The organism is Massilia rhizosphaerae, from assembly GCF_016093545.1.
In the GTDB taxonomy this organism is placed as follows: Bacteria; Pseudomonadota; Gammaproteobacteria; order Burkholderiales; family Burkholderiaceae_D; genus Telluria; species Telluria rhizosphaerae.
On record NZ_JADKYX010000005.1, the window covers coordinates 1 to 19,527 of the forward strand.

Sequence of the window (19,527 nt, forward strand, 5' to 3'; positions counted from 1 at the left end):
ACTCGCTGGCGCTGCGCCGCTCCTGCCGCGAAGGCGTGTGCGGCTCGGACGCGATGAACATCAACGGCAAGAACGGCCTGGCCTGCACGACGAACCTGAACGAGCTGACGCAGCCGATCGTGCTGCGTCCGCTGCCGGGCCTGCCGGTCATCCGCGACCTGATCGTGGACATGACCAACTTCTTCAAGCAGTACCACTCGATCAAGCCGTACCTGATCAACGACTCGATCCCGCCGGAGAAGGAGCGCCTGCAGTCGCCGGAAGAGCGCGAAGAGCTGGACGGCGTGTACGAGTGCATCCTGTGCGCGTGCTGCTCGACGTCGTGCCCGTCGTTCTGGTGGAACCCGGACAAGTTCGTGGGCCCGGCCGGCCTGCTGCAGGCCTATCGCTTCATCGCCGACTCGCGCGACGAAGCGACGGCCGAGCGCCTGGACAACCTGGAAGACCCGTATCGCCTGTTCCGCTGCCATTCGATCATGAATTGCACGGACGTGTGCCCGAAGGGTTTGAACCCGAACAAGGCGATCGGCAAGATCAAGGAATTGCTGGTGCGCAGGGCGATCTAAGATCGTTTCGACGACGCATGCGTTTGGTGGGCACCCGTGTTTGATGCCCCCGGCATCAAACACCCACCATTCGTATCAAAGACCGCTGACGAACGCGTCGACCAACCGGTTGAATTCCGCCGCGTGCGTCACGTTCATCCCATGCGAGGCGCCCGCGACGGTCCGTTGCGCGGCGCCCGCGATCCATTCCCCGAGCATCGCCACATTGTCGCGATACATGCGCGGACTTTTCGCGCCCGCGATCAGCAAGGTCCGGCACCGGATGCCTTCCGCCGCAGTCCGCATGTAGGCCGGCAGCGGATCGCGGAACTGCTTCGGCAGCGTATCCGCGTTGTCGATCGCCATCGTGCGAAACGCGGCGGGGCTCTTGCGCCAGATGCCCGGCATGCTGACCGAGTCGACGAACATTTCCAGTCCCGCGTCGATCTCGCCGTCGTCGATCAGGTCCGCGACCCGCGCGCGGAGGGCGGTGGTCGCCGGCGGCAAGGCGGCTTCCGGCACCCCGTCGAGCCGCAGCGGGCCGCCCGGATCGGCGAGCGTCAGCGATTGCACCAGGTAAGGATATTCGCGCGCCAGGTGGAAGGCGACGCAGCCGCCGCGCGAATGGCCCACCAGGTGCACCGGGCCGACGTCCATCGCCGTGATGAATTCCGCCAGTTCCGCGACGTGCGTGCTCCAGCCGAACGTGCCGGCGATCGACATGTCGTCGACGGGCCAGTAATGACTGAGGCTGACGGACACGCACTGGAAGCGCCGCGACAGCACGTCCATCTGGGCGTTCCAGTAGCGGTAGTCGCACAGCGAGCCGTGGACGAACAGCAGCGGCGCGCCGGATCCGCGCGTCACGTACGGCATGCGGACGCCCGAGGGGAGGGTGGCGAAGTAGACTTCCGGCGTGGCGAGGACTTGTTGATCGGTGCGTGCGTTCATGGTGGGCTCCTTTTGCGCTACTATGCCGCACGGCGAATCTCAAGAAAATCGCATAATATTGATCGCATCGATCAGATTTTCTGAAACCTATGAAAGCACTCGACCTCGACGTCCTCACCATGATCGTGGCCGTTGCCGACACCGGCAACATCAGCCGCGCGGCCGAAGTCGTGCACCGCTCGCAATCGGCGGTGAGCATGCAGATCAAGACGCTGGAGACGGCACTGGGCAAGCCGCTGTTCGTGCGCGGGCCGCGCAGCGTCACGCCGACGCAGGACGGCGAAGTCCTGCTGACGTACGCGCGGCGTATGCTCGCGTTGCGCGACGAGGCCTGGGCGGCCGTCGTGCGGCCTGACATCACGGGCCGCGTCGTCATCGGCGTGCCGGACGATTACGCGTCGTCGCTGCTGCCGTCCATCCTCAAGAAGTTCTCCGCCACGTATCCCAAGGTCGAGATCCAGGTGGTGGGATTGCCGAGCGTGGCGCTGGCGCCGATGGTGAAGGATGGCTCGGTCGACCTGGTGTGCGCGACGCGCGTGAAGGGGCTGGCGGGGGAATTCATCCGCTTCGAACCGATGGTGTGGGCCGCGACGCCCAGCGCGCGCGGCATCTGGAACGAGAGGCCGCTGCCGATCGCCGTCTTCCTGCCCGGCAGCGTGGCACGCGAGAACGCGATCCGCAGCCTCGAACGGGCGAAGATCCCGTACCGCACGTCGTACGAGAGCCCCAGCCTGATGGGGCTACTCAGCATGGTCGAAGCGGGGCTGGCGGTGGCACCCCTCGCGCGCTGCGCGGTGCCTGCGCACCTCACGTTGCTGGGCCAGGCGCAGGGGCTGCCGGAGATCGACCCGCTGGAGGTGATCCTCGCGCGCAGCACGAAATCGAAGCGGCCGCCGTGCGACTTTCTGGCCGAGAAGATCATGGCCGAGCTGCGGCGCTGACGAGTCGTACCTACTGCACGAGCGGCGTCGCGCTGCCTTCGAGCGTGATGCCCTCGATGTTCGCGCGGCCCACGAGGATCTGCAGGTATTGGTGGACGCCCCGCTGCAGCGCGGCCGCCGTGAGCATCGCGGCGATCTGTGACTTCACCGCGTCGAACGGCAGCAGCGAACCGTCGATGCGGCGCAGGACTTGCACGATGTGCAGGCCGAAGCGCGTCTCGATCGGCCGCGCCGCCAGCTCGTTCTCGCCGAGGCGGAACAGCACGGCGTCGAATTCCGGCACGCAGTCGCCGCGGCTCAGCTGTCCGAGACTGCCGCCGACGGCGCCGGACGGGCAGTTCGAATACTGCGCCGCGAGTTCGCCGAAGCGCTCCGGCGCGGCCTGCAGCGCCGCGATGATGCCTTCGGCCGTGTCGCGCACGAGATCCAGCGGCACGGTCGGCGTCACCTGGAACAGGATGTGGCGCACCTCGACCATCTCGCCGCGCGTGAATCGCTGCGGGTGGTTGCGGTAGTACGTGAGGCACGCCGCGTCGTCCGCCTGCGGCACGGTCACTTCGCGCGTCAGCAGCGCCTCGACGCGCGCGTCGTCGTCGGCGCCTTCGATGCCGAGGCGGTCCGCTTCCTGCAGCAGCACGGTGCGCAGCACGACTTCGTGCACCGACTGCTTGAGGGGATTGGCGGCGTCCCGGTGGTATTGCAGTTCCTGCTCGATCTGGCGGTCGTCGATCTCGACGCCGTTGACGGTGATGCTCATGACGACTCCTTAGCGCGGACGGACCAGCTGGAACGCGCGGCCCAGGTAGGTCACCGCGCCGAAACCGCTCCAGATGTGGACGAGGCGGGTGAACGGGAAGATGACGAACAGCGACATCCCCATGAACAGGTGCAGCTTGAACACGAGCGGCGCCTCGAGGATGAAGCTGGCGGCGTCGCCGCGGAACGTCACGATGTGCTGGGCCCACGTCATCAGGAGGACCATTACGTGGCCGTCGAGGTGGCCGGCCGACACGTAGATCGACGACAGGCCGAGCAGCAGCGTGACGAAGATCCACAGCAGCACGACCTTGTCCTTGAGGTTCGTGGCGGCGCGCAGGCGGTCGTTGCCGAGGCGGCGGGTCAGCAGCAGCAGGATGCCGACGAGGCACAGGGACCCCATCACGCCGCCGGCCGCCATCGCGAACAGCTGCTTGGCGCCGTGGGTGACGCCCAGCGTGTCCCAGACCACCACGGGTGTGAGCAGGCCGACGAAGTGGCCGCCCAACAGGCCGATGATCCCGACGTGGAACAGGATGCTGCCGAGCCGCAGCTGACCGCGGTGCAGCACCTGCGTGGATTCCGAGCGCCATGTGTATTGTTCGCGGTCGAAGCGGATCAGGCTCCCGAGCACGAAGACCGCGAGCGCGATGTACGGGTAGATCCCGAAGAAGAATTGGTTCAGGTAGTTCATGCTGTCTCCTCGTGCGCGGCGGCGGCGGACCGCGTGCCGCGCGGGTAAAAATTGATCGGCTGCGGTCCGAGGGCCTGCGGCTTGAGCAGGGGCTCGACGCCGTCCGCACCGGGGCCGAAGGTTTCCAGCGCCTCGTCCATGTCCTTGATGGGCGGCTCGCTCAAGGCTTCCGCCGCGACCGGCGACAGCGCTTCCAGCACGTCGAACACGCAGGCATACGGGCTGCCGTTGGCGGCCAGCTTGCGGCCCAGGTGCGCGAGCACGTGGACGGCGTCGCCGAGCAGGCGGCCCGCTTCGCCCTCGTCGCCCAGCTGCGACAGGAATTCGAGGAACAGCGGCACGAAGTCCGGCAATTCGTCGCCCGTCATTTCCAGCCCGTGCTTCTTGTACTCTTCCATCAGGTCGACCATGGCCTGGCCGCGGTCGCGCGATTCGCCGTGGATGTGCTCGAACAAGTGCAGCGAATGCGACGGCGTGCGGTCGAACGTCTGCACGTATTCCTGCTGCAGCGTGATCAGGTCGTTCTCGGCCAGGTGCGTCAGCAGCGGCGCCACGCGGGCGCGCATCTGCGGGATCAGGCCGGACTCCAGCTCGGGCAGGGCGGCGACGAGGTCGACCTCCGGATACAGCAGCAGCGCCGACAGGATGCGGTAGTGGGTCATGTCAGGCTCCTTCCGTTTCTTTCTTCTTGCGCGATTTCGGCATCGACACGAAGATCGTCGAGCCCTGTTTCTTCTTGCCGAACAGCGAGGCGTCGCTGGTGCCGTCCGAGCAGCCGTTCCCGAACGAGAAGCCGCACGAACCCTTCTCGTTGAAGCTGTCCTCGGCCATCTCCTTGTGGCTGCTCGGGATCACGAAACGGTCTTCGTAGTTGGCGATGGCCATGATCTGGTACATGTCTTCCACGACGGCCTTCGTGAGGCCCACATGGCGCAGCACGTCCAGGTTCTCGGTCTTGTCGACCGACTTGGCGCGCATGTAGGCGCGCATCGCCAGCATGCGGTCCAGCGCGCGCAGGACCGGCGCCTCCTTGCCCGCAGTGAGCAGGTTGGCGAGGTAGCGCACGGGGATGCGCAGGCTCTTCGTATCCGGCAGGATGCCGTTCATGCCCATCTTGCCGCTCTCCGCCGCTGCCTGGATCGGCGACAGCGGCGGGATGTACCACACCATCGGCAACGTGCGGTATTCCGGGTGCAGCGGGAACGCGATCTTCCACTCGACCGCCATCTTGTACACGGGCGAGCGGCGGGCCGATTCCAGCCACGAATCCGGGATGCCCTGGCGGCGCGCTTCCGCGATCACTTCCGGATCGTGCGGATCGAGGAAGAGGTCCAGCTGCGCTTCGTACAGGTCCTGCTCGTCCGCGACCGACGCGGCCTGCTCGATCTTGTCGGCGTCGTACAGCAGCACGCCCAGGTAGCGGATGCGGCCCACGCAGGTTTCCGAGCACACGGTCGGCTGGCCCGCCTCGATGCGCGGGTAGCAGAACGTGCACTTCTCGGCCTTGCCGGACGACCAGTTGTAATAGATCTTCTTGTACGGGCAGCCCGAGATGCACATGCGCCAGCCGCGGCACTTGTCCTGGTCGATCAGCACGATGCCGTCGTCCTCGCGCTTGTACACGGAACCGGACGGGCACGACGCCACGCAGGCCGGGTTCAGGCAGTGCTCGCACAGGCGCGGCAGGTACATCATGAAGGTGTTCTCGAACGTCGAGTACATCTCCTTCTGCACGTGGTCGAACAGTTTATCCTTGCTGCGCTTGGCGAATTCGCCGCCCAGGTCGTCTTCCCAGTTGGGGCCCCATTCGATCTTGTCCATCTTCTTGCCGGTCAGGACGGAGATCGGTCGGGCGGTCGGCGGCGTCTCGGACAGCGGCGCGTTCTGCAGGCGCTCGTAGTCGTAGGTGAACGGCTCGTAGTACTCGTCGATCTGCGGCAGGTTCGGGTTGGCGAAGATGTTGGCCAGGATCTTCAGGCGGCTGCCCTGGCGCGGCTCGATCTTGCCGTTGGCGTTGCGTTTCCAGCCGCCGTTCCACTTGTCCTGGTTTTCCCATTCCTTCGGATAGCCGATGCCGGGCTTCGTCTCGACGTTGTTGAACCACGCGTATTCCACGCCGTCGCGGCTGGTCCAGACGTTCTTGCAGGTCACCGAGCAGGTGTGGCAGCCGATGCATTTGTCCAGGTTCAGCACCATGCCGATCTGTGCTCTGATTTTCATGTCGATTCCTTCGTTAATTCTTCAAGCACCCTTCGGGGCATGCATCCGCGCCAGCGCGGGCTCGCGTGTGTCCGTCTCGCGCTTCGGCGCACCGGCCGGTTTCGCCGTGGCGGGGTTGGCCGCCTGCAGGTCGCCGTTCGGCCGCGATTCGTCGCGCGTGCCTTCCATCCAGTCGACGTTCTTCATCTTGCGAACGAGGACGAATTCGTCGCGGTTGGAACCCACCGTGCCGTAGTAATTGAAACCGTACGACAGCTGGGCGTAGCCGCCGATCATGTGGGTCGGCTTGGTCACGGTGCGCGTCACCGAGTTGTGGATGCCGCCGCGCTTCTTCGACGTTTCGGCGCCCGGCACGTTCACGATCTTTTCCTGGGCGTGGTACATCAGGGTCATGCCTTCTGGGACGCGCTGGCTCACCACGGCGCGGGCCGTCAGCGTGCCGTTCACGTTGAAGATCTCGATCCAGTCGTTGTCGACGATGCCGGCCGCCTGCGCGTCCTTCTCGGACAGCCACACGTGCGGACCGCCGCGCGAGAGGGTCAGCATGCGGATGTTGTCGGAGTACGTGGAGTGGATGCCCCATTTCTGGTGCGGGGTGATCCAGTTCAGCGCGATTTCCTTGTTGCCGTTCGGGCGGCGGTTTTGCGTCGCGTCCGTCGTCTTGGTGTTGATCGCGGCCTTGTACACGCACAGCCCCTCGCCGAAGTCGCGCATCCAGACGTGGTCCTGGTAGAACTGCTGGCGGCCCGTCAAGGTGCGCCAGGGGATCAGTTCATGGACGTTCGTGTAGCCGGCGTTGTAGCTGACTTCCTCGCTCTCCAGGCCCGACCAGGTCGGCGACGAGATGATCTTGCGCGGCTGCGCCTGCACGTCGCGGAAGCGGATGCTGTCGTGTTCGCGCGGGATGGCGAGGTGCGTGTGGTCGAGGCCCGTGATCTTCGACAGCGCATCCCAGGCCTTGACCGCGACGTGGCCGTTCGTTTCCGGCGCCAAGGTGAGGATCATCTCGGCCGCGTCGATCGCGGTGTCCAGGCGCGGCTGGCCCTGCGACACGCCTTCTTCGAGCACCGTGCGGTTGATGCCGCGCAGGACGTCGACCTCGTGCGACGTTTTCCAGTCGATGCCCTTGCCGCCGTTGCCCACCTTTTCCAGCAGGGGACCGATCGACGTGTATTTCTTGTGGATGTCGCGGAAGTTGCGCTCGACGACCGTCATCGACGGCATCGTCTTGCCCGGGATCGGCTCGCATTCGCCGGCGCGCCAGTCCTTCGGATCGAACGGTTGCCCAAGCTCGCCCGGGGTGTCGTGCAGCAGCGGCGTGAGGATCAGGTCCGTGCGCGTGCCCAGGTGGGCGCCGCCGATCTCGGAAAACTTGGCGGCGATGCCCTTGTAGATTTCCCAGTCCGACTTCGCTTCCCACAGCGGCTGCACGGCCTCCGACAGCGGGTGGATGAACGGATGCATGTCGGACGTGTTCAGGTCGTCCTTCTCGTACCAGGTGGCCGTCGGCAGCACGATGTCGCCGTACAGGCACGTGGTCGACATGCGGAAGTCGAGCACGACGAGCAGGTCGAGCTTGCCCTCGGCGGCCGGGCGCACCTTGACGTCGCGCGGTTTCACGCACGCGTCCTCGTCGCTCATCAGCGCGTTCTGGGTGCCCAGCAGGTATTTCAGGAAGTATTCGTGGCCCTTGCCCGAGCTGCCCAGGATGTTGGAGCGCCACACGAACATATTGCGCGGGAAGTTGGCGGGGTTGTCCGGGTCGTCGCACGAGAAATTCAGCTTGCCGGCCTTGATCTGTTCGACCGCGTACCTGGCCGGGTCCTGGCCCAGGCTTTCCGCGGCGCGCACGACCTCCAGCGGATTCGTCTCCAGTTGCGGCGCGGACGGCAGCCAGCCCATGCGCTCGGCCTTGGCGTTGAAGTCGATCAGCGCCATCTCTTCCAGTTTGCCGTCGGCCGTCGGGCACAGGATCTCCGACGTGCGCAGCTTCTCGTGGCGCCACTGGCTCGTGTGGGCGTAGAAGAACGACGTGCCGTTCATCTGGCGCATCGGGCGGTTCCAGTCGAGCGCGAACGCGAGCGGCGTCCAGCCGGTTTGCGGGCGCAGCTTTTCCTGGCCGACGTAATGGGCCCAGCCGCCGCCGCTCTGGCCGATGCAGCCGCACATCATGAGGATGTTGATGATGCCGCGGTACGTCATGTCCATGTGGTACCAGTGGTTCAGCGCCGCGCCGACGATCACCATCGACTTGCCGCGGGTGCGGTCTGCGTTGTCGGCGAATTCGCGCGCGACGGTCACCACGTCGGCCGCCTTCACGCCCGTGTGCTTCACCTGCCAGGCCGGCGTGTACGGGACGTCGTCGCTGTAGTTCTTCGCGGCGTTCGGGCAGATGCCGCGATCGACACCGTAGTTCGCCATCGACAGGTCGTACACGGTGGTGACGAGGGCCGTGGTGCCGTCCGCCAGCGCGATCGACTTGACGGGCACGTTGCGCAGCAGGAGATCGTCCGCGTCCTTGCCGCCGAAATAGGGGAAGCCGACGGTGACGATGCGGTCGTGGTCGTCGATCAGCGACAGTTGCGGATCGATGGGGTTGCGCGTGGCGCCTTCCTTCTGCTCGAGGTTCCACTTGCCGGACTCGCCCCAGCGGAAGCCGATCGAGCCGCTCGGCGCGACGATCTTGCCGGTGTGATGGTCGATGACGAGCGTCTTCCATTCCGGGTTGTTGGTCTCGTCGAGATGGTTGGCGAGGTGCGACGCGCGCAGGAAGTAGTCGGGGACGAGCGTGCCGTCGCGTTCCTTCAGCATGACGAGCATCGGGAAGTCCGTGTACTGCTTGGCGTAGTCGCGGAAGTAGTCGGACTTGCCCGTCGCGTGGAATTCCTTGAGGATCACGTGGCCCATGGCCATGGCCAGCGCGGCGTCGGTGCCTTGCTTCGGCGCGAGCCAGATGTCGCCGAACTTGGCCATCTCGCCGAAGTCGGACGACACGGCCACGGTCTTGGTGCCCTTGTAGCGCACCTCGGTGTAGAAGTGGGCGTCCGGCGTGCGGGTCATCGGCACGTTCGAGCCCCACACCATCAGGTACGTGGAGTTGTACCAGTCGGCCGATTCCGGCACGTCCGTCTGCTCGCCCCACACTTGGGGGCTGGATGGCGGCAGGTCGCAATACCAGTCGTAGAAGCTCATGGCGACGCCGCCGATGAGGCTCAGGTAGCGCGTGCCGGCGGCGTAGCTGACCATCGACATGGCGGGGATCGGCGAGAAGCCGATGATGCGGTCCGGCCCGTATTTGCCGATCGTGTAGGCGTTGGCGGCGGCGATGATCTCGTTGACCTCGTCCCATTTGGCGCGCACGAAGCCGCCCTGGCCGCGCACGGACTTGTAGCTGGCCGCCTTGTTCGGATCGGTGGTGATGTATTCCCAGGCGGCGACGGGATCGCGGGTGGCGCGCGCTTCGCGCCACAGCTGCATCAGGCGGCCGCGCACCATCGGGTGCTTGACGCGCTGGGCCGAGTAGACGTACCACGAGTAGCTGGCGCCGCGCGGGCAACCGCGGGGTTCATGGTTCGGCAGGCCCGGGCGGGTGCGCGGGTAGTCGGTCTGCTGGGTTTCCCAGGTGATCAGGCCGTTCTTGACGTAGACCTTCCAGCTGCACGAGCCCGTGCAGTTGACGCCGTGCGTCGAGCGCACGATCTTGTCGTGCTGCCAGCGCTGGCGGTAGGCCTTTTCCCAGGTGCGGTCTTCGTTGACGACGGCACCGTGGCCATTCGAAAACGTCTCGCCCGTTTTGCCGAAAAATTTCAGGCGGTCCAAAAAGTGACTCATGGTTTCTCCAACGGCGCGCAGGGCGCGCTCTTGATGTTCGGTATGCAGCTGTGTCCAGTCTAGGGGCCGGGCCGGCTCATGAATATTCGTAAGAAGTCGATGCCGGCCCGGATTAGTGAGTAGTCCGGCTACTCCTTTTGGACTAGCACGGCATCTCCGCGCCCTTGCGGGCGTAGCACCACCAGGTGACGGCGATGCAGGTGACGTAGTAGCCGATGAACCACCACAGCGCGGCGTCGGCGCTGCCGGTCAGGGCGATCGAGGTGCCGTAGCTCTTCGGGATGAAGAAGGCGCCGTAGGCGGCGATGGCGGACGTGAAACCCAGCACGGCGGCCGCTTCCTTGTTGGCGCTGGCGACGGCCTGGGCCTGTGCGCCTTCCGACTGGCCCTTCGCGGCGCGCTGGTGCAGGGTCAGGAAGATCACGGGGATCATGCGGAAGGTCGACGCATTGCCGACGCCCGTGCAGGCGAACAGGATCAGGAACATGCCGAAGAAGCCGGCGAAGCTCCCAAGGTTGGACCCATGCGGCAGGAAATGCAGCACGCCCAGCACGGCGGCGATCATCGCGGCGAACGTCCAGACGGTGACGCGGGCGCCGCCCAGCTTGTCGGAGACGTAGCCGCCGCCCACGCGCGCGAGGGCGCTGACGAAGGGGCCGACGAACGCGTACTGCAACGGGTTCACTTGCGGGAACAGGGTGCTGGTCAACAGGGGGAACGCGGCCGAGTAGCCGATGAACGAGCCGAAGGTGCCCACGTACAGCCAGCACATCAGCCAGTTGTGTTTACGCTTGAAGATCACGGCCTGCTCGGCGAACGAGGCCTTGGCGGAAGCGAGGTCGTTCATGCCGAACCAGGCGGCCAGCGTGCTCACGGCGATGAACGGCACCCACACGAAGCCCGCGTTCTGCAGCCACATCTGCTTGGTGTGCCCGGCTTTCGCCCAGGTCTGCGGCTCGCCGCCGAACAGCGCGAAGCCGATCACGAGCGGCACGACGAATTGCACGACCGAGACGCCCAGGTTGCCCAGGCCCGCGTTCATGCCGAGCGCGTAACCCTTCATCGCCTTCGGGTAGAAGAAGCTGATGTTGGCCATCGACGACGCGAAGTTGCCGCCGCCGAAGCCGCACAGCAGCGACAGCACGAGCATGGTCGGGTAGCTCGTGGTCGGGTCCTGCACGGCCAGGCCGATGCCGACCGCGGGGATCAGGAGGGACGCGGTGGAGATCGCGGTCCATTTGCGGCCGCCGAAGATCGGCACCATGAACGAATAGAAGATGCGCAGCGTGGCGCCGGACAGGCCCGGCACGGCGGCGAGCCAGAACAGCTGGTTGGTGCTGTACTTGAAGCCGATGCTCGGCAGGTTGACGACGACGACGCTCCACACCATCCAGATGGCGAACGCCAGCATCAGGGCGGGGATCGAGATCCACAGGTTGCGGCTGGCGGTGGGCTTGCCGCGACTGTGCCAGAAGGCGGGAACCTCGGGTTCCCAGGTCGAGATGAGGTAACGGCTCACGTTGTTCTCCTTGATGATGAAAGTCGGGGTCAGGCGGCCTTGCGCAGCGGCGGGGCGGCGGCGGGGCTGGCCTGCGGTTTGAACGAGAAATGCATCCAGACGAGCGACACGCACACGGTCCCGTACAGCAGCATGAAGGCGCTGGAGCGGACGCCCGTCAGGTCGAGGACGGCGCCGAACATGATCGGCAGGATGAAGCCCCCGAGGCCGCCGGCCAGGCCGACGACGCCCGAGACGGCGCCGATGTTGTCGCTGAAGTCGTCGGCGATGAAGCGGAAGACGGAGGCCTTGCCGATCGCCATCGCGACGCCGACGACGAACAGCAGCAGGGTGAAGACGACGGGGCCCAGGCCCAGGTGCAGGTCGACGGCGCCGCCGACCGTCTTGACGCTCATGGTCGTCTGCGGATACGACAGGATGAAGAAGCACACCCAGCACACCCACATCACCGCCCAGGTGACCTTGTGGGCGCCGAAGCGGTCGGAAATCCAGCCGCCCAGCGCGCGCAGCACGCCGCCCGGCAGCGAGAAGCAGGCGGCCAGCAGGGCGGCCTGCTTGATGCCGAAGCCGTATTCGCCCACGTAGTATTTCGTCATCCACAGCGCCAGCGCGACGTAGCCGCCGAACACGACGGAGTAGTACTGGCAGTAGCGCCACACGCGCGGATCCTTCAGCACGCGCATCTGGCCGGCGAAGCCCGCGCCGGACGGCGTCTTGTGCGCCGGATCGGAATAGGTGCCGAGCCAGAACAGCAGGGCGGTGGCGACCATCACGACGGCGTAGACCTTGGGCAGGCCCTGCCAGCCGAAGGCGGCGATGATGGCGGGGGCCACGAACTTGGTGAGCGCGGCGCCGGAATTGCCGGCGCCGAACACGCCCATCGCGAAGCCGCGGCGTTCCTTGCCGAACCAGCGCGCGACGTACGGCGTGCCGACCGAGAACAAGCCGCCGGCCAGGCCCACGAACAGGCCCAGGACGAGGAAGTGCCAGTATTGCGTGGCGTAGGCGATCAGCCAGATCGGCACGGCGCAGGCCAGCATCAGCGCGAGGAACACGATGCGGCCGCCGAAACGGTCGGTCCAGATGCCCAGCGGGACGCGCACGAGGGCGCCGCTCAGGACGGGCGTGGCGACGAGCAGGCCGAACTCCGTTTCGTTCAGGCCCAGCTTCGCCTTGATGGGGATGCCGAGCACGGCGAACATCATCCAGATCGCGAAGCAGATCGTGAACGCGAACGTACTGCTGACCAGCACTGCGAGGGGCCGTTTGTCGGTGCCCATATTGTTCTCCTTGAAATCGCCATCGATGAGTGGAAGGGTACGTGGCGGGGTCGTGCCCAGCCATTCGCCGGAGGGGTGTTTCCGGATCGGCAAGCGAGCTAGCCCGGCTAGTCACAAAGGCGTAGGACATCTCCACCGGACGGACGCAACCGTGTACGATGTCGGCTATCCATCACGCCGTTCGACATCCGACCCATGCCGCCCCCGCTCAGCCCTGAACAATTAAGCAACATCATCGACATCGCGGAGAACGCCGTCATCTGCACCGACGAGACGCAGCGGATCATCCTGTTCAATCAGGGCGCCGAGCGGATCTTCGGCTGGACGGCGGCGGAGGTGATCGGCCGGGACCTGGCGGTGCTGATGCCGGAACGCTTCCGGCCCGGCCACGCCGAGCGCGTGACCGGCTTCCGCCACGGCGCGCGCACTGCCCGCCGCATGGGCGAGCGCGGCACCATCCACGCCGTGCGCAAGGACGGCAGCGAATTCCCGGCCGAGGCGACGATCTCGAAATCGGAGGCGGACGGACGCGTGATCCTCACCGCCATCCTGCAGGACATCTCCGAGCGCATGGCCTACGAGCGCGAACTGGAGCTGGCGCGCGACCGCGCGGAAGCGGCGATGCAGGCCAAGAGCATGTTCCTGGCCAATATGAGCCACGAGATCCGCACGCCGCTGAACGCCGTGATCGGCATGACGAGCCTCCTGCTGCACACCGACATCGACGACGAGCAGCGCGACTACACCGAGACGATCCGCTCGAGCAGCGAGGCGCTGCTGGCGATCATCAACGACCTGCTCGACTACTCCAAGCTGGAGGTGGGGCGCCTGGACCTCGAGCGCCACGCGTTCGAAGTGCGGCGCTGCGTCGAGGAAGCGCTGGACCTGCTGGCGCCGAGCGCCAGCGAGAAGAACCTCGACCTCGCCTACATGATCGAGCCGGGCGTGCCGGCCACGATCCTCGCCGACGCGACGCGGCTGCGCCAGATCCTCGTGAACCTGCTGTCGAACGCGATCAAGTTCACCCACCACGGCGAAGTGGTCGTCACCGTGTCGGCGGCGCCGTGCGCGGAGGGCGGCTGCCGGCTGGTGTTCGCCGTGCGCGACACCGGCATCGGCATCCCGCCGCACCGCCTGGACGACATCTTCCATTCGTTCACCCAGGTCGACGCGTCGACGACGCGCAAGTACGGCGGCACGGGCCTGGGGCTGACGATCAGCCGGCGCCTGGCCGAAATGATGGGCGGCGGCCTGTCGGTGGAGAGCGAGCAGGGACGCGGATCGACGTTCAGCGCGGCGATCGTCGCCGACCCGTTCGACGACCAGCTGGCCGAGCACGTGCTGCGCGAGCGCGCCGCCGCCGTGCGCGGGCGGCGTATCCTGGTCGTCGACGACAACGCCACGAACCGCCGCATCCTGATGAAGCAGGCCTTGTCGTGGGGGATGGAACCGCAGGCCGCGGCGTCGGCGGCCGAGGCGCTCGACCTCGTGCGCGACGGCCATCCGTTCGACGTCGCCGTGCTCGACATGCAGATGCCCGACATGGACGGCGCCCGCCTCGCGGCCGAGCTGCGCAAGCTGCGCGACCGCGCCGCGCTGCCGCTCGTGCTGCTGACCTCAGTCGGCCAGCGTCCGCACGGCGCGGAGGGCGACGCCGTGCGCGAATTTTCCGCGTGGCTGAGCAAGCCGATCAAGCCGGCGGCCCTGTTCGAGGCCCTGCAGCAGGTCCTGGGCGAGCGCCGCGCGGCCAGGCCGGCGCGCACGACCACGCCGCGCCAGGCGCCGGCCGCCGGGGACGCGGCCATCCTCGTCGCCGAGGACAACACGATCAACCAGAAAGTCATGCGCCAGCTGCTGCGCCACCTGGGGTGGCGCGCCGACGTCGTCGCCAACGGGCACGAAGTGGTGGCCGCGCTGGAACGCCAGGACTATCCCGTGATCCTGATGGACATGCAGATGCCGGAAATGGACGGCCTGGAGGCCACGCGCCGCCTGCGCGCGCGCTTTCGCGGCGCGCACGCCCCGTACATCATCGCCATGACGGCGAACGCGCTGCCGGGCGACCGCGAACGCTGCCTGGACGCCGGCATGGACGACTACGTGCCCAAGCCGATCGAGATGGACGTGCTGGAGCGGGCGCTGGCCGCCGCGTTCGACCACGTGGCGGCGCGCCGGCGCGGCGGGGAGGTGCTCGATGCCGCCCGCATCGACCAGTTGCGCGCCATCGACGAGGACGCGGCGCTGCTGGAGGAAGTGATCGGCGCGTTCGTGGGCGAGGTGCCGCAGCTGCTGCACAAGCTGGAGCACGCCGTGCGCGAGCACGACGGGCCGCTGCTGGCGGCCACTGCGCACTACCTGTTGTCGAGCATCGATTTCGTGGGCGCGAACCGGATGCGGGTGCCGTGCACGAACCTGGAGCTGATGGGGAAGGCGGAGTTGTTCGACGATGCCGGGGAGCAGATGGCGGCGCTCGCGGCCGCGTATGAAGAGGCGAAGGACGCCCTGGAGGCGTTGCGGTAACGCTTGGTGGGCACCCCGTGCCCACGCGGCGAATGCCACGAACCGTGGTCGTTCAGCCCTGCCGGTCCGACCCGCTGCCCAGGCCCTGCTCGACGGCGAACACGGCCGCCTGCACGCGGCTCGACAGGCCCAGCTTCTTGAGGATGTTCTGCACGTGGATCTTGACCGTGCTCTCGGCCAGGTCGAGCACGCGCGCGATCAGCTTGTTGCTCTCGCCGCGCGCCAGGCAGGCCAGGATCTCGCGTTCGCGCGGCGTCAGCTTGTCCAGCTCGGACGGCGGCGCCGGCGCCTTGGGTTCGCGCTGTTTCTGCAACTGGGCCACGAGTTTGCCGGCCATCGATTCGGCCAGCACGGATTCGCCCGCGGCCGCCCGTTCGATGGCGCGTTGCAGGTAGTCGGCGTCGATGTTCTTGATCAGGTAGCCGCGCGCGCCGGCCTGCAGGGCGGTGGCGAGGTCTTCGCCTTCCTCCGACACGGTCAGCATGATGACGGTCGCCTCGGGCCAGCCCTGCAGGATGAGCTCCAGGGTTTCCACGCCGGTCATGCCGGGCATGTGCAGGTCGAGCAGGATGACGTCGGGCTTGAGCTGCATCGCCCGTTTCACGCCGTCGATGCCGTCCGACGCTTCGCCGACGACGGTGAAGCGCGGATTGCGCTGCAGCAGCGAGCGTACGCCGCTGCGGAACAGCGTGTGGTCGTCGACCAGCAGCACGCTGATCGGCTCGGACGGTCCATCCATGCGAAACTCCATTCGATTCAAGCGGCCCGCCGGTGCGCGCTGGCGACGTGCAGGCGGACCGTGGTGCCGGTGCCGTGCCCGGAGTCGACGGCCAGGTCGGCATTGATGTGCCGGGCTCGCTCGCGCATGATGTGCAACCCCACGTGGCTGTCGCCCGCGGGCGCGGCACTGGCATCGAACCCGACGCCATTATCGCTGATCGATAAGGAAAAGTCTCGGCCGTCACGAACCTGCACGAGCACGCTGTCGGCGCGGGCATGCTTGCGGATGTTCGACAGAGCTTCCTGGACGATGAACAGGATCTGCAACTGCTCCTCGCGGGCGAACGGCGGACCGCCGTTGCCGTCCACGGTAAACTTGGCGTCGACGCCGGTCTGGCCGCGGAACTTGCGCACGGCCTTGCGCAGGGCGCTGTTCAAGTCGTCCTCTTCCAGGCGGCTGCGGAAATTCTGCAACAGTTCGCGCACGTCTTCGTAGCTTTCCTGCACGCCCGCGCGCAGCAGGGGCACGATCTCGGCCGCGTCCTGCTGCTGGCCGGTCTGCAGCGATTTTTCCAGCATCTGCACCTGCAGGTTGAGGAAGTTCAAGCCCTGGGCGATGCTGTCGTGCAATCCGCGCGCCACCATGTTCCGTTCCTCGGAAATGGCCATCTCGCGCTCGCGCGCCGCCAGCCGCATATTCTCGATGGCGGTGCCCAGCAGTCGGCCGAGGGTTTCCAGCAAGCCCATTTCTCTTTCGCTAAAACTTTTTTCGGTGCGGAAATGCAGGCTGAACACGCCCAGGTGCTGGTCCTGGGCGAAAATCTGGAACAGCGACACGGTCGCGAAGCCGTCGCGCGCGCAGCGCGAATCGGGCGGGGCCAGGGGCGTGCGCAGCAGGCGCACGACGGGTTGCCGGTTGCGGACCGCCTCGCCGCACACGCAGTCGCCGGCGGGCATGCAGCGCTCGGCCCGGACCATCTCGTCCGACAGGCCCTGGTGGACGACGAGGTGCACCTTGTCGTTGCCGGGATCGACGAGCCGCACCGAGGCGCCGTCCGCGCCGAAATAGCGCATGATGCGTTCGATGAAGCCCTCGCACATGGGTTCGAGCGTCTGGCGCACCTGCAGGAAGGCGGCGCTGTCGTACAGCAGCGCCAGTTCGCGGTTCTGACCTTCCAGCTCGGACGTCTTGTCGCGCACCTTGTCTTCCAGGCTGCCGTAGACCTGCTCCACGCGGTCGGCCATCCGGTTGAAACCGGTGGCCAGCTGGCCGAATTCGTCGCGGCTGGCGACGGTGAGGCGCACACCGAAATCCGTGTCCGCCATGCTGCGCATGCCCGCGTGCAGGCGTTCGACCGGGTCGACGATCAGGCTGAACATCATGTACAGCAGGACGACGGTGCCGCCCATGCCCAGCGCCATCAGGGCCAGTTGCGAGGAGCGCAGCCAGAACATGCGCACCTCGTTGTCGCGCTCGATCAGGCCGACGACGGTGTCGATCTGCGCCACGTAGCCGTCCACGCCGCCGAGGAACTGGCGTAGCAGGGGCGGCCGCTCGTCGCCGCGCGCCTGCAGCACCTGCAGCGCGAGCGGGCGCAGCTCGCGCTGCCAGCGCAGCGTGGCCAGGTCGAAGCTGCTGCGGATGGCGGCCGTCGGCGGCAGGCCGAGGGGACGCTGCGGGTCGCCCCGCGCGATCAGGGCCAGCTTGGCGTCGATGGCGGCGATCTGCGCGCGCGCGTCGCGGGCATGGTCGCCGCCGGGCGTGTAGACGTCGCGCGTGAGCAGCATGGCCAGCCGGTATTCCTGCTTGCGCACGCTGCCCGTCTCGTTGATCGCGGCGGCCGACCCCTCGAGTTGCCACGACAGCCACAGCGTGGTGCCGATGGCGACCAGCGCCAGCAGCAGGAAGCCGACGAGGGCGCCGGCGATGCGGGTCGACAGGCGCAGGTGGCCGGGAATCGGCGGATAGGCCGGCGCCGCGGCGTCGCTCGCGCCCATTCAGCCCCCCGTCTGCGACATGAAGCGGACGACTTTCTCCGGCTGGGCCGTGAAGTCGTGCCGGTGCGGCTTGAGCTCGATGGCGTGGCGGATCGCCGCTTCCAGCTCGGCGTCGCTGGCGCCGCCGCGCAGCAGTGGGCGGAACTCGAATTTCTCTTCCTGGCCCAGGCACAGGTACAGCGTGCCGTCCACGGCCAGGCGCACGCGGTTGCAGGTGGCGCAGAAATGTTGCGACAGCGGCGTGATGAAGCCGATGTTGCCCCTGCCGTCGCGCGTGGCAAGATAGCGCGCGGGGCCGCCGCCCAGCTCCAGCGCCTGGGGCACGAGGTCGAATTTGTCGCGCAGGCGCGCCTGCACGTCGCCCAGGTCCAGGTAGGCCGTGTTGCGGCCGGTGGCGCCCATCGGCATCACCTCGATCAGGCGCAGCACGAAGCCGTGGCCGATGCAGAACTCGGCCATGCGCTCGATCTCGCCGTCGTTCACGCCGCGCATGGCGACCATATTGATCTTGATCGGATCGAACCCGGCGTCCTTGGCGGCCATGAGGCCGTCCAGGACCTGCGCGTGGCTGTCGCGGCCCGTGATGCTTTGCATGCAGGCGCGGTCCAGCGTGTCGAGGCTCACGTTGATGCGGGCGACGCCCGCGCGCTTGAGCGCGGCCGCGTGGCGCCGCAGTTGGGTGGCATTCGTCGACAGCGACAGGTCGGCGACGCCGGGGATCGCCGCGATGCGCCCCGCGAGGTCGGTCACGCGGCGGCGCAGCAGGGGTTCGCCCCCCGTCAGGCGGATGCGGCGCGTGCCGAGCCGGGCGAACACGCGCAGCAGGCGCTCGATCTCGTCGAAGGTGAGCCAGTCGGCCGGCTCCTCGAAGTCCCGGAAGCCCGTCGGCATGCAATACGTGCAACGCAGGTCGCAGCGGTCGGTCACGGACAGGCGCAGGTATTCGATCGTTCGGCCGTAGCGGTCGCGCAGCATGCGGTTCTCCATTCGGTGCATCGGGTGCCATTGGTAGTCGGCTTCGATTGTAGGGGGCGGGAGCCGCGCTGACAGTCGGCACGACGGAGGACGGCGACTAGTTCTTTCGGACTATGCCTGGCGCCGCATCAGCGCGTCGATGCCGGCCACGGTGCCCGCCATGGCCAGCGCCGCGACGGCCGCGCCGGCCCACGTGGCGAGCCGGTCGCCGGCCGCCCATTCCTGCCAGGCCAGGACGGCGGGCATGAGGGCCATCGGGGCCGTCATCGCGGCCGCCAGCCAGGCGTGGCGGGTGTCAGCCACCGCAGCACCCGCCGCAGCAGCCGCCGGCGCGCTCGCCGCGCGCCTCGGCGTAGCCGGCGCCCGCCAGCGCGGCCGTGATGGCTTCGGTCGACGTGGCGTCCTCGTCGAACTCCACGTGCATCTGGCGGCCGCCCGGCGCGAGGTCGACGCCGCGCACGCCGGGCAGCGCGCACAGGGCGCCGGTGAGACGTTCGATGTCGCCGAAGGCGAGGGGGGCCGAGAACTGGAAATCGTGTTGCATGGTGTTCCTTTCGCGATATGTCATTGAGGTGCC

16 protein-coding genes are annotated in these 19,527 nt (G+C 67.2%); 3 read left to right on the forward strand and 13 right to left on the reverse strand.

Annotated features, from left to right (window positions below; genetic code table 11):
- The coding region (locus ISF28_RS09860; protein WP_198117005.1) for a succinate dehydrogenase iron-sulfur subunit at positions 1-566 on the forward strand (566 nt) is incomplete at its 5' end.
- 75 nt (positions 567-641) lie between these two features.
- On the opposite strand, the gene ISF28_RS09865 is transcribed toward ISF28_RS09860, so the two are convergent.
- A complete protein-coding gene (locus ISF28_RS09865; RefSeq protein ID WP_198117006.1) occupies positions 642-1,496 on the reverse strand; it encodes an alpha/beta fold hydrolase in 855 nt (284 codons plus the stop codon).
- A gap of 89 nt (positions 1,497-1,585) precedes the next feature.
- Here ISF28_RS09865 and ISF28_RS09870 point away from each other — a divergent pair, with 89 nt between their 5' ends.
- Entirely contained in the window at positions 1,586-2,437 is an 852-nt protein-coding gene (locus ISF28_RS09870; RefSeq protein ID WP_198117007.1) for a LysR family transcriptional regulator, read from the forward strand.
- Between the two features lie 10 nt (positions 2,438-2,447).
- Here ISF28_RS09870 and ISF28_RS09875 read toward each other — a convergent pair whose 3' ends face one another.
- The 7 genes from ISF28_RS09875 to ISF28_RS09905 form a co-directional block, all read right to left on the reverse strand.
- Positions 2,448-3,194, reverse strand: a complete 747-nt coding sequence (locus ISF28_RS09875; RefSeq protein ID WP_198117008.1) for a peptidylprolyl isomerase — start codon at positions 3,192-3,194, stop codon at positions 2,448-2,450.
- Between the two features lie 9 nt (positions 3,195-3,203).
- Positions 3,204-3,887 carry a respiratory nitrate reductase subunit gamma gene (gene narI / locus ISF28_RS09880; RefSeq protein ID WP_198117009.1) on the reverse strand — a complete coding sequence of 228 codons (684 nt, stop codon included), beginning with the start codon at positions 3,885-3,887 and terminating at the stop codon, positions 3,204-3,206.
- Positions 3,884-4,549: a nitrate reductase molybdenum cofactor assembly chaperone gene (narJ, locus tag ISF28_RS09885; protein WP_198117010.1), complete on the reverse strand. Its 666-nt coding sequence runs from the start codon at positions 4,547-4,549 to the stop codon at positions 3,884-3,886. The genes narI and narJ overlap by 4 nt, the downstream gene beginning before the upstream one ends.
- A 1-nt stretch (position 4,550) precedes the next feature.
- Positions 4,551-6,107 (reverse strand): nitrate reductase subunit beta, encoded by a 1,557-nt coding sequence (gene narH / locus ISF28_RS09890; protein ID WP_198117011.1) that lies wholly within the window; start codon positions 6,105-6,107, stop codon positions 4,551-4,553.
- 21 nt (positions 6,108-6,128) lie between these two features.
- Positions 6,129-9,938 (reverse strand): nitrate reductase subunit alpha, encoded by a 3,810-nt coding sequence (locus ISF28_RS09895; RefSeq protein ID WP_198117012.1) that lies wholly within the window; start codon positions 9,936-9,938, stop codon positions 6,129-6,131.
- A 142-nt stretch (positions 9,939-10,080) separates the two neighbouring features.
- Positions 10,081-11,457, reverse strand: coding sequence for a NarK family nitrate/nitrite MFS transporter (locus tag ISF28_RS09900; RefSeq protein ID WP_198117013.1), 1,377 nt, complete (start codon positions 11,455-11,457; stop codon positions 10,081-10,083).
- A 29-nt stretch (positions 11,458-11,486) separates the two neighbouring features.
- Positions 11,487-12,737: an MFS transporter gene (locus tag ISF28_RS09905; RefSeq protein ID WP_198117014.1), complete on the reverse strand. Its 1,251-nt coding sequence runs from the start codon at positions 12,735-12,737 to the stop codon at positions 11,487-11,489.
- 195 nt (positions 12,738-12,932) lie between these two features.
- On the opposite strand from ISF28_RS09905, the gene ISF28_RS09910 reads away from it, so the two are divergent.
- Complete coding sequence (locus ISF28_RS09910; RefSeq protein WP_198117015.1) at positions 12,933-15,257, forward strand: response regulator; 2,325 nt, start codon at positions 12,933-12,935, stop codon at positions 15,255-15,257.
- 52 nt (positions 15,258-15,309) lie between these two features.
- On the opposite strand, the gene ISF28_RS09915 is transcribed toward ISF28_RS09910, so the two are convergent.
- From ISF28_RS09915 to ISF28_RS09935, 5 genes are all read right to left on the reverse strand, one after another.
- On the reverse strand, positions 15,310-15,996 hold the full coding sequence (locus tag ISF28_RS09915) for a response regulator (protein ID WP_198117016.1): 687 nt from the start codon (positions 15,994-15,996) through the stop codon (positions 15,310-15,312).
- A 17-nt stretch (positions 15,997-16,013) separates the two neighbouring features.
- On the reverse strand, positions 16,014-17,975 hold the full coding sequence (locus ISF28_RS09920) for a type IV pili methyl-accepting chemotaxis transducer N-terminal domain-containing protein (RefSeq protein ID WP_198117017.1): 1,962 nt from the start codon (positions 17,973-17,975) through the stop codon (positions 16,014-16,016).
- A complete protein-coding gene (gene moaA, locus ISF28_RS09925) occupies positions 17,976-18,950 on the reverse strand; it encodes a GTP 3',8-cyclase MoaA (protein ID WP_198117018.1) in 975 nt (324 codons plus the stop codon).
- 111 nt (positions 18,951-19,061) lie between these two features.
- Complete coding sequence (locus ISF28_RS09930; RefSeq protein WP_198117019.1) at positions 19,062-19,253, reverse strand: hypothetical protein; 192 nt, start codon at positions 19,251-19,253, stop codon at positions 19,062-19,064.
- Positions 19,246-19,494: a heavy-metal-associated domain-containing protein gene (locus tag ISF28_RS09935; RefSeq protein ID WP_198117020.1), complete on the reverse strand. Its 249-nt coding sequence runs from the start codon at positions 19,492-19,494 to the stop codon at positions 19,246-19,248. Before ISF28_RS09935 ends, ISF28_RS09930 begins: the two co-directional genes overlap by 8 nt.
- Positions 19,495-19,527 lie beyond the last annotated feature (33 nt).